An 11,598-nucleotide genomic window follows, 5' to 3' on the forward strand; every position below is an offset into this window, starting at 1 on the left:
CGCCAATGCGAAACACAGAAGACATTCTCTGTAAGATGCTGTTAGCACAATTGAAGTCCATAGGATTTTTTAAGGAAAATAAGCCCCAGCCGGTGCTGCATAATTTCTATGGCAGATGGTTTGAGGAGAGCCTATCGATTTTGGAGCGGCATGGTTTTCTTCAACAAACGTCAAATGGATACGCCGTAACCCGCTCAACAGAGGACATAAATGAATTATGGTACGAATGGGATGAAAAAAAAGCAGACTTGCTTCAAGACAGTAACATGAAAGCCATGGTGGTATTAGTAGAGACTGCACTTAAAGCCTTGCCGGATATTCTGACCGGCAAGGCATCTGCCACCGATATCCTTTTTCCGAACTCATCTATGGAATTAGTGGAAGGAATCTATAAAAACAATCAAGTCGCAGACTATTTTAACGATGTGCTGGCAGACACCTTGGCTGCCTTTATGCAGGAGCGTCTAAAGCAAGAGCCTGAAGCAAGGATTCGTATACTAGAAATCGGAGCAGGAACAGGCGGTACAAGCGCTGCGGTTTTTCAAAAAATGAAAGCCTATCAGTCACATATAAAAGAATATTGCTATACAGATCTCTCCAAGGCGTTTTTACTGCATGCGGAAAAAATGTACGGTCCGGACAACCCTTATCTGACGTATAAGGTATTTAATGTGGAAGAGCCGGCGGCTGAACAACATATAGAAGTGGGCGGATATGATGTGATTGTCGCTGCAAATGTGCTTCATGCGACGAAAAATATCCGGCAGACATTGAGAAATGCCAAAGCGGTTTTGAAGAAAAACGGCCTGCTCCTTCTGAATGAGATTAATGACCATAATATATATTCACACCTGACCTTTGGCTTGTTAGAGGGCTGGTGGCTGTATGAAGATCCTGATCTGCGTATCCCGGGCTGCCCCGGTTTATATCCAGACTCATGGAAAATGGTGCTTGAGAGTGAGGGCTTTCGTTATGTTTCCTTTATGGCTGAACAATCACATCAGCTCGGCCAGCAGATCATCGCAGCGGAAAGTGACGGAATCGTCCGTCAAAAAACACGAACAGAAAAACCAGCAGAAGAAATTATAGATTACCATCTAGATGAACATCATTCTCAAACGAAGGATAGTGATGAGGATTCTCTTCTTGAACAAACGACACAATTTGTGAAACATACGTTAGCAAAATCAATAAAACTATCACCGGAGCGTATACATGCAGAAACAACGTTTGAGAAGTATGGAATCGATTCTATTTTGCAGGTGAATTTTATTCGTGAGTTAGAAAAACTGACGGGTGAGCTTCCGAAAACAATTTTATTTGAACACAGCAATACGAAAGAACTCGTCGATTTTCTGATAAAGGAGCATGAAGGGAAGCTGCGGACATCACTGCTGAAAGAAAAATCACAGCCCGCAAATAAAGAAACTTCTATTCAAGTGAAGCCAGTAAAATCTGAACAGCCGTTTACATATCAAACGCGCCGTTTTAGCGGAGACCAGCAGCTAATTAAAACTCAGCAAGCAAAGGCGAATCCAAAATCAGAAACCGAAACAGCGAAAAACGTAAAGGCACTCCCTTCTCATAGAACCACACCGAATCATTACGGCACAGAAGATATTGCAATTATCGGCATAAGCGGACGTTATCCGATGTCTGAAAACGTAGAAGAGCTCTGGGAGCATTTAATAGCTGGGGATAATTGTATTACAGAGGCTCCGCAATCAAGATGGCGGACATCTTTAGTAAACACTTTATCGAAAGAATCATTACAATCGTCAGATAAGAAGCGCTACGGCGGATTTTTAAAAGACATACATGCGTTTGATCATCATCTTTTTGAAGCGGATCAGAATCAAGTAATGGAAATGACGCCGGAACTTCGTTTATTTTTAGAAACCGTCTGGGAAACATTTGAGGACGGCGGCTATTCTCAAATCCGATTAAATGAACTGCAGGACAACGGAACGGGAGTAGGTGTCTTTGTTGGAAACATGTATAATCAGTATTTTTGGAATATCCCTTCATTAGAACAAGCGGTGCTGAGCTCTAATGGCGGAGATTGGCATATTGCAAATCGCGTTTCTCATTTTTTTAACCTGACAGGACCAAGTCTGGCTGTCAGCTCCGCATGCTCCAGTTCTTTAAACGCAATCCATCTTGCATGTGAGAGTTTGAAACTGAAAAACTGTTCGATGGCAATAGCCGGCGGTGTCAATTTAACACTGAATCTCTCAAAATATGAAGCGCTGGAGCGCGCAAATCTTTTAGGGAATGGAAATCAAAGCAAGAGCTTTGGCACAGGAAGCGGGCTTATTCCGGGTGAAGGCGTCGGAGCCGTCCTACTAAAACCGCTATCTAAGGCGATAGAAGATCACGACCATATTTATGCTGTCATCAAAAGCAGCTTTGCCAATCATAGCGGGGGAAGGCAGATGTATACAGCGCCAGATCCGAAGCAGCAAGCTGCATTAATCTCCAAGTCCATTCAGCAATCCGGCATTGATCCGGAAACAATCGGCTATATAGAATCTGCGGCAAATGGTTCAGCATTAGGTGACCCGATTGAAGTAATCGCACTATCTAATGCATTTCAACAGTATACAAATAAGAAACAGTTTTGTGCGATAGGCTCTGTAAAATCGAATCTTGGACATTTGGAGGCGGCTTCCGGCATTTCTCAGCTCACGAAAGTTCTGTTGCAGATGAAAAAGGGGACGCTTGTGCCGACGATTAATGCCACCCCTGTCAATCCAAATATTAACCTGGAAAACACAGCATTTTATCTGCAAAAACGAACGGAGCCGTGGCAGCGGTTAAAAGATCCCGATACAGGAAAGCATCTGCCCAGAAGAAGCATGATTAATTCTTTCGGAGCGGGAGGGGCCTATGCGAATCTCATTATAGAAGAATTTATCGGCGCTGCAACTGAGCAGCAACATCCAGTGCCTCACCAGCAGGAATATCTGGCCGTTTTTTCTGCGAAAACGAAATGGAGCCTGCTCAGCTATCTTGAAAAACTGCGAGTGTTTTTAGAAAAAAAACCATCTTCTTCTATTGGAGCAGTTGTACGCTCACTGCACAGGATCAACCATGACTTAGAACATCGGGCTGCATTTTCGGTATCGTCGACGCAGGAATTGATTGAAAAACTAAAGATTTTCCAAAAAACAAAAGAAAGCTCACTCCAAGATGGTATCTATACATCCTTTGATTTACAATCAGATGCGATTTCTACAAATGCAGGGTCAGCCCATGAAGAAACAAGCTTAACCGCACAGCAATGGGCTGCGGGGGCTTCGATTCATTTTGACCATATACATCAAGGGAATGAAACTGGCTGGATCAATCTGCCTCACTATGCATTTGACCATCAAACAGTCTTTCAATTCGGTGCCCTGCCTCATGAAGAAGGGAAAAGGCATGATGAGCAAACGGTTAATCATCCGCTGATACAAGATTCATTCGTATACGATGAGCCTTACGTTCAAGGCCATGTGTTCAACAAAGAACGGGTGCTCGTCGGTGCAACCTATGCAAGTCTTGCGATTGACGCATTTTTTGAAATGTTTCCTGAGGAAATCAGCGGCCGTATCAGTAAATTAAGTTATCTAAACCCTGTTGTCATAAACCAAGGGCAAACAATTGAAGTGAAAGCTGATCCTCTTCAGAAAGATCATGCAATCGATTTGCAAATCATGTATCGTGAGCGGGCATCTGAAACTTGGAAGCCTGCCGCAATCGGGCAATGCCAAAAAGATCATTTTGAAACAAAAAAAGTAAACATCGAAAGCGTAAAACGTTCGTTAACAGAGCTGGATCATATTGACCAAATGTATCAAACCATCGACGGCGGCGCTGAGTGGGGAGACTTATATAAAACCATCACTCATCTGTACAGAGGCAATAATTCAATCCTTGCAAAAGTGCGTTTGTCTCAAAACGGCATGGCAAATGCGCATCATTACACTGTCAGCCCATTGATTACAAACAGTGCTTACCTGGCAATTCTCAGTTTCACAGAACAATTAGACATAGAGGGGCATTTCTTGCCATTTGGAATCAACGATATTCAATTCACAAAAAATAAAATAAGAGAAGATTGCTGGCTTTTGATTACTTTGGTTAAGAATACGGGTGAAATGCTGCTGTTTGACATAGATGTGATGAATGAAGCGTCAGAAACGGTGATGCGCTATTCAGGTTACTCTTTAAAGCAATTCCGCTTAACAGATCGAGGAAGCAAAGAGGAAAATCAGGAAGTTCAAATACACGATATAAGAGACCGTATTCGAAGCTATATCACAGATAAACTGGCTGATAAGGCGGCCAATCCATCAAAACTGTCTCTTGCAAAAGTTCATATCATGGATTTGGGGATCGATTCTTCCCAATTGATTGCGTTGACAAGAGAGCTGGAATCAGCGACAAAGATTGAGCTAAATCCTACATTGTTTTTTGAATATCCGACTCTTCAAGAACTGGCCGACTTTTTTGCCGAGAAACATGAAAAATCCTTTGTTCAATTGTTTGGAGGGGTCAAGCAACAGCAGAAATCCCCGAATATAAAAGAAAATAAAATAATGCAAATGCAAACCTATGAAAGAAAGACGGATGAAACAAAAGAATATACGGCAGACGGTATAGCCATTATCGGCATGTCAGGGCAGTTTCCAAAAGCAAACAATGTAACGGAATTTTGGGATAACCTGGTTCATGGGAGGAATTGTATTTCTGAAGTGCCGGAAGAACGCTGGGATTGGCGAAAATATACCGAAAATACTGATGGGAAGCAGTCAAGCCTTCAATGGGGCGGGTTTATAGAAGGCATAGGTGAGTTTGACCCGCTGTTTTTCGGCATTTCACCGAAAGAAGCAGCGACAATGGATCCTCAGGAGTTTCTGCTTTTGACACATGCGTGGAAGGCGATGGAAGACGCCGGTATAACAGGCCAAGCCTTATCCAGCTGCCCGACAGGAGTTTTTGTCGCAGCCGGCAATACCGATGCGGCTGTGATTCCTTCCTTAATGCCAAACCGTATTTCCTATGCACTGAATGTAAAAGGGCCAAGTGAATATTATGAGGCTGCCTGTTCCTCAGCTCTTGTCGCTTTGCACAGAGCGATTCAATCCATTCGAAACGGCGAATGTGAGCAAGCCATTGTTGGCGCTGTGAACCTTCTGCTCTCACCAAAGGGCTTTATCGGCTTTGATTCAATGGGATATTTGAGTGCGGAAGGAAAAGCCAAGTCCTTTCAAGCAGAGGCGAATGGATTTGTTCGAAGTGAAGGTGCAGGGGTTCTCATCATTAAACCTTTACAAAAAGCCATTGAAGACTCTGATCATATTTATTCTGTCATTAAAGGGACAGGTGTATCGCATGGCGGCAGGGGAATGTCACTGCACGCGCCTAATCCGATCGGAATGAAGGATGCGATGAAGAAGGCTTATCAAGGGTCGCAAGTTGATCCGAAAACGGTGACTTATATAGAAGCGCACGGGATCGCCTCGCCAGTGGCTGACGTTATAGAAGTGGAAGCGTTGAAATCGGGATACAGACAGCTCGAATCGGAGCATTCACACCAATTGCAAGGAGAAATGCCATGTTACATCAGCAGCTTAAAGCCGAGCATCGGGCATGGAGAACTGGTCTCAGGCATGGCTGCTCTTATGAAAGTCAGCATGGCGATGCAGCATAAAACAATACCTGGTATTCCCGGTTTTGATTCATTGAATGATCAGGTGTCAATAAAGGAAACGCGTTTCCGGATGATTGACAGAAACCAGCAGTGGGAAGAAATACAGGATGATGCAGGCAGAACGATACCACGCAGAGCAAGCATTAATAGCTATGGTTTTGGAGGAATAAACGCGCACATCATCTTAGAAGAATATGTTCCTTCTAATACAGAACCAGCAATTGAACATACAGATGAGCCGCACATTGTGGTGCTTTCTGCAAAAAACCAAGACAGACTAAGAGCCGTTGTTCAACAGATGCTTGACTATGTAAAACAGCAAAAAGAACTGTCTTTACAAAATTACGCTTACACACTTCAAGTCGGACGAGAAGAGATGAGTGACCGGATGGCCTTGATCATCCGCAGTAAGGATGAACTCGTACTCGGATTGGAAGAGTACTTGACAGCTGCGGAAAAAGCCGAAAAGCCGAAAAGCACTGTACCTTGCTTTATCGGAAATTTAGAAGAAGGCTTGTCAGATATCGGCGCCTTGCTTGAGGGAACATTGGGCGATATCGTGATGCAGACACTATTGTCTGAAAGCCATCTTGAAAAGATCGCGTTTTGCTGGGCAAAAGGAGTGCAAATTCCATGGGAGCAGCTTCATCGAGGAAAAGGTGCGCGGAGAATATCATTGCCTGCCTATCCGTTTGAAAAAAGAAATTGCTGGAATGGCTTTCTGTCACCAGAGATAGCACCTGCTTTTTTAAATGATGAGATTCCCCCTCACAAAAGAAACGATATTCAAATGATATCTGATGTATTGGGCATGACACCTGAAGAATTAAATCCTCAAAAGGCATTACAAGATTACGGGTTTGATTCTATCGTTTGTATACAGTTATTGCAGCAATTGCAAGCAGAAGCTGGCCTGTCAATCAGCCTGGCAGAGCTGCAAACGTGTCAAACCGTGCAGAATATGGTGGACTTGATAGCAACGAAACGGGAAAACACAGTACAAGACCAGTCAGTCCAGACTGTCAGCCGGTCATTTCCGGAATTAATACCGTTAAACGATGGCAAGCGGGGGCGCCCTGTATTTTGGTTTCATGGAGGAGTAGGCGGTGTAGAAATCTATACGCCATTTGCGAAGAAAAGCCAGCGTCCTTTTTACGGCATTCAAGCCAGGGGCTTTATGACAAATCATGCTCCTTTACACGGAATTGAACAAATGGCTTCCTATTATATAGACATTATGCGATCCGTACAGCCGGAAGGCCCTTATGATGTAGGCGGATATTCCTTAGGCGGACTGCTCGCATATGAAGTAACACGCCAGCTGCAAAGCCAGGGGCTTGCTGTAAAAAGCATGGTCATGATTGATTCCCCTTACAGTCCTGGACGTGAACAAAATGAGTCTTCTGTAAAAACGTCAATGCTTCAAACGATAAATACGATGCTTGCATCTATTGTTCAGCCGGAAAAGCTTACAGACGTTCTCATCAGCCGTGAAGAGGTAGATGTTGACAGAGAGGAAGAGGAATTTTTAACTGAACTGATTGGTTTAGCAAGAAAGCGGGGATTAAACAAACCGGAGAAGAGAATACGGACTCAGCTTAACCAAATGGTCAAAGCTCAGCATGCTTATGAATTTGAGGCGTACACTGTTCAGCCGCTTGTGGATCCTGAAGCGGTAAAATGTTATTATTTCCGCAATAAAAGCAGGTCATTCCTTGGCGACTTGGACATTTACTTTACCATTTTAAATGAAAAAATACCGTTGGATGATACTGACTACTGGGAGGAATGGGAGCGGCAAATCCCTCAATTTCATCTGGTGGATGTCGATTCCAGCAATCATATGATGATGTTAACAGAATCTAAAGCGTCCAGCGCCATGCTGGAGTTTTGTGAAAAACTATACTCAAACAGAGGCGTAGTAAACGCGAATTTCCTTAAGGCTTTTCGCAAAAAACATGAAGCCAGCGAAGAAAACGCAGATGAATTGGTAAAGCGCTGAGGATATATAAAATCCCCCTTTAAAAGGGGGATTTTTATCTGCTGGAAGAAATCAGCTGAGGTGTGAAAGTGAATCTTTCCTTGCAAGTGAGACCGGAAGACTTTCTAATCCTCTTAAAAAAGCATTTTTTCTCCATTTCAACTCTTCTGGCGTTACCGTAAGTTCAATTTGCGGAAATCGTTTCAGCAGTGCGTTAAACGCAATTTGCCCTTCCAATCTTGCCAGTGGCGCTCCTAAACAGAAGTGTATCCCAAAGCCGAAAGAGATATGCCGATTAGGTGTTCTGGTTATATCGAATGTTTCTGGATTTTCAAATCGTTCAGGATCTCGATTGGCAGAACCGATTCCTATAAAAATCATGTCTCCCTTTTTGATAGAATGGCCTTGGTAGGAGAAGTCTTCAATGGCCCACCGATTTGCCATCATAACGACAGGGGAGGTGTAGCGCAGCAATTCTTCAACGGCTGTATCTATCATTTCAGGATGCAGTTTCAGTTTCTCTAATTCTTCCTTGTGCTGAAGCAATGCAAGGGTGCCAGATCCGATTAAGTTAACCGTCGTTTCAAGCCCTGCTACCACCAAAAGGAACAGCATAGAGTAAAGTTCTTTTTCACTTAACGTTTGGCCGTCTTCTTCAGCATGCACAAGTTTACTGATCAAATCGTCTTTTGGCTGTATTCTTCTTTCATGAATTAACTTGCCAACATAGTCTTTAAACTCCCGAAGAGCCTGATTGGTCAGTTCTCGGTTGGCCTCTGAAGTATCAACCATGGCATTGGTCCATATTTGAAACTGTGCCCGATCCTCTTTCGGTATGCCCATCATTTCAGAAATCACGATAAACGGTAACGGAGAGGCAAAGGATGCCATAAAGTCTGTTTCATTCTCTTTTTCCATTTCATCTAACAATCGTTCAGTAATTTGTTCGATGCTGATGCGTAGATTTTCAATGGCGCGGGGGGTAAATGCTTGGTGAACCAGTGACCTTAAACGAGTATGGTCAGGTGTGTCTTTTGCCAGCATATGATCTGATACAAAATCAACGTCTTCACTGACATTGAGCATTTCAATTTGTTCTTTACTCATTACATTTTTAACGTCTCTTGTAATTCGGTTGTCTTTAAGAAATGCCATGCAATCATCGTAACGGGTGATTAACCACGCCGGATATGTACTTCCAAAACGGTGTAATTCGAATCGATGAATGGGTGCGTGTTCTCTAAAACGGCCTAAAACTGAAAAGGGGTTTTCATGAAACTCTTTAGCATGCGGATGAAACATCAAATTTTCCATTTTCCATTCTCCTCGCCTAATAGATTAAGACAGATGCATTTATTCAGTTTAGACCAGATGTAAAAGAAAGCTTTGCGCAATCTGTATAACAGAATCCCATTGGAAACGACAACCTGTTATGTCTAAAACTATATATCTATTTTAGGTGCCGTTCAATAGTTTTGGGACGAAAATATCGGCTTGCGGGTAAGGAAATGATTCCATGCAAAAAAGCGCCTTTGGGGCAATTTCAAAGGCGCTGTATTCTTTCGACCAGGTGAAAGTTTCTTCATTTGTTTTGTACATCAATAGTATATACCGCACGATCTGTCAGTACCTTCAATCCGCCATTTTCTTGGTGAATGTGAATATCCCCTAATAAAGGAATTTCATAAGCGTTCTGCGGAAGCGGTACGTCTCCAGCTTCAGTAAAGGTTGTTCCTTCGCCTTCCAGGACGAGTTCGTCATTTGCAACGTAGTCGTCAGGGTGGTTTGCGCTGCGTATGCCCACTTTTTGAAGGTGAAGAACAATCTGATCCAAATCTGAAATCTCGTCTTGGTTATTGGTCAGTTCGCCTTTTCTAATATCAAGCGTCTGGCCGATCCGCTCTCTCAACCATTCAGAAAGCTCAGTGTTGTTGAGTGCCATCAGTCATTCCTCCTTTTGATCTATACTGTAACTATTCCCAATTGTTTTATGTTTTACACTCTGCTGGGATATACCGGCTTATGTATGCTAAAAAACACTGCTGACCCTTTAACGAACCAGCAGTGTTCACGAAGATCATGAAATCTTATTCACCAGGAATAGCTTTCTCAGCATTGATTGCTCCGGCACCGTAAATATTCGGGTCTTCGCCTGTCCATTTATCAGCCCCATTTTTAAGCAGCTCTTTCACTTCGTCCGGCGTAAGATCTGGATTTTGCTGGAGTATTAAGGCGGCGATTCCCGCACAGATCGGCGTTGCCATTGATGTCCCCGACATTGTAAAATAATGAGACCCTACACGGCTTGATTTTTGCAGCTTATCGATATATGAATTCGGTGAGCGAAGGGATATGATGTTTACGCCCGGTGCTAAAATATCGGGCTTTTCTTTCCCGTATACAGTCGGTCCGCGGCTTGAGAAAGAAGCAACTGTATCATCTTCGCTGCTTACTGTATTGTTATCGTCAAACGCGCCGACAGTAATGACTTTTTCGCTTACACCAGGGCTTGAAATTGTCTGCGGATCAGGGCCTGAATTTCCGGCAGCAACACAGACGACAATCCCGGCGTTCCAAGCTTCTTCAACTGCTTTGACTAATGGATCTTCCAGTTCATTGTCATAACGCAGCGCATCGCCGCCAAGGGACATGCTGATAATATCAATTGGTTCATCCGGATTGTCCTCATTATATTGAATACACCATTCGACGCCTTCAATAATGTCCGCTAACGTGCCTGAACCTTGTTTGTTCAGCACTTTTACTCCGATTAAATTGGCTTCCGGTGCAGGTCCGCGGTATTGGCCGGAAGATGACGCGCCGCTGCTTGCGACATCACCTGCGCAGTGTGTGCCATGTCCATTATCATCATACGGCTCTGTTTTTTGGTTTACCATATCGGCAAATCCAATAATTCTTCCCTCTAAGTCAGGGTGCGGGTAGATTCCTGTATCGACTACTGCGACTGTAACGCCTTTACCGGTTAAGGTTTGCCCGCTTCTGACGACTTCCTTTGCATGGCTTGCTTCGGCTGCTGTGTCAAGAAGCGCTTTGACTTCGCGGTTTAAATACACTTTGCGAATATCGCTGCATTCAGAAAGAAGAGAATGCAATGCTGAAGGGGTAACCTCTGCGCTGCAGCAATTGATTTTGTTAAAACGGTTTTTTAGCTTGCTGCGTTTTTCTTTTTGTAAAACCCGTCCCGCCATTTGAAAGCCGGCCTCATGGCAGCCTTCCTCGAATTCAATGATGACCGACATTTTTTTTCTGTTTTTTAATTTTGTTTCAAAAAACTGATGTAAAAAGCAAGGAGTCCACTTGAAGGGCTTGTAGAGCTGCAAGACGCTTTCACGCAATGGCCAATCAAGCTTATGAGCGTTTGCTCTCACCATTTGTACCATAGAGTAGCCAAACATAGATTTTCCTCCTATTATGAAGTTCTCTGTATACTCTATGAGTGGATCATATGTTTGGTAAGTTTGTTTGTCCTTTAGAGGAGGCGGACAAGAGTTTGTTTTTATGAATCTTTTGAATCTGATACGAAAGAATCATGTGTACTGTTAATCATTAGGTATTGAAAAAGAACGTTTGTTCGTATTATCATTTATATATATCAAACAGGAGGAGCGATAATCGTATGAATATCTTCTTACGCCGGTCTTTGGAAGATCAGATACCAATCAGCATTATATATATGAAGAAAGACGGCACCATAACAAAAAGAACGATTATCGTCAGGCAGAAAAGCAAAACACAAATTAAAGCTTTTTGTTTTACGAACCATCAGATCAGAACGTTTTTATTAGACTCTATCCTCTCCTGTGACTTTGTGCGAACAAGGAAGCAAGAACCCCGGTTCGCAGGACTATAACAGGCCGTCCGCTTCAGCATCCCGGACAGCCTGGTTTTTAGTAAAACC

General features: G+C 43.3%; 5 protein-coding genes. 2 read left to right on the forward strand and 3 right to left on the reverse strand.

Annotation, left to right across the window (positions count from 1 at the left end):
* Nucleotides 1-5 precede the first annotated feature (5 nt).
* Entirely contained in the window at nucleotides 6-7,700 is a 7,695-nt protein-coding gene (locus tag NYE43_RS09290; RefSeq protein WP_326323836.1) for a beta-ketoacyl synthase N-terminal-like domain-containing protein, read from the forward strand.
* Between the two features lie 51 nt (nucleotides 7,701-7,751).
* On the opposite strand, the gene NYE43_RS09295 is transcribed toward NYE43_RS09290, so the two are convergent.
* The 3 genes from NYE43_RS09295 to NYE43_RS09305 form a co-directional block, all read right to left on the reverse strand.
* Nucleotides 7,752-8,993 carry a cytochrome P450 family protein gene (locus NYE43_RS09295; RefSeq protein WP_024121483.1) on the reverse strand — a complete coding sequence of 414 codons (1,242 nt, stop codon included), beginning with the start codon at nucleotides 8,991-8,993 and terminating at the stop codon, nucleotides 7,752-7,754.
* Nucleotides 8,994-9,261: 268 nt separating this feature from the next.
* A complete protein-coding gene (locus tag NYE43_RS09300) occupies nucleotides 9,262-9,621 on the reverse strand; it encodes a hypothetical protein (protein ID WP_024121485.1) in 360 nt (119 codons plus the stop codon).
* Nucleotides 9,622-9,766: 145 nt separating this feature from the next.
* The gene (locus NYE43_RS09305; protein ID WP_101863298.1) at nucleotides 9,767-11,095 is read right to left on the reverse strand and encodes a S8 family peptidase; all 1,329 of its coding nucleotides are present in this window, start codon (nucleotides 11,093-11,095) and stop codon (nucleotides 9,767-9,769) included.
* A 221-nt stretch (nucleotides 11,096-11,316) separates the two neighbouring features.
* Here NYE43_RS09305 and NYE43_RS09310 point away from each other — a divergent pair, with 221 nt between their 5' ends.
* Nucleotides 11,317-11,550 (forward strand): hypothetical protein, encoded by a 234-nt coding sequence (locus tag NYE43_RS09310; RefSeq protein ID WP_024121487.1) that lies wholly within the window; start codon nucleotides 11,317-11,319, stop codon nucleotides 11,548-11,550.
* The last annotated feature ends 48 nt before the right edge of the window (nucleotides 11,551-11,598 follow it).

Source organism: Bacillus sp. FSL R5-0434 (genome assembly GCF_038004745.1).
GTDB classification, from domain to species: Bacteria; Bacillota; Bacilli; order Bacillales; family Bacillaceae; genus Bacillus; species Bacillus halotolerans.

Bases quoted from the DNA above. Each gene is read 5' to 3' on its own strand.
- NYE43_RS09295 (WP_024121483.1), bottom strand. From the start codon at position 8,993: ATGGAAAATTTGATGTTTCATCCGCATGCTAAAGAGTTTCATGAAAAC.
- NYE43_RS09310 (WP_024121487.1), top strand. From the start codon at position 11,317: ATGAATATCTTCTTACGCCGGTCTTTGGAAGATCAGATACCAATCAGC.
- NYE43_RS09305 (WP_101863298.1), bottom strand. From the start codon at position 11,095: ATGTTTGGCTACTCTATGGTACAAATGGTGAGAGCAAACGCTCATAAG.
- NYE43_RS09290 (WP_326323836.1), top strand. From the start codon at position 6: ATGCGAAACACAGAAGACATTCTCTGTAAGATGCTGTTAGCACAATTG.
- NYE43_RS09300 (WP_024121485.1), bottom strand. From the start codon at position 9,621: ATGGCACTCAACAACACTGAGCTTTCTGAATGGTTGAGAGAGCGGATC.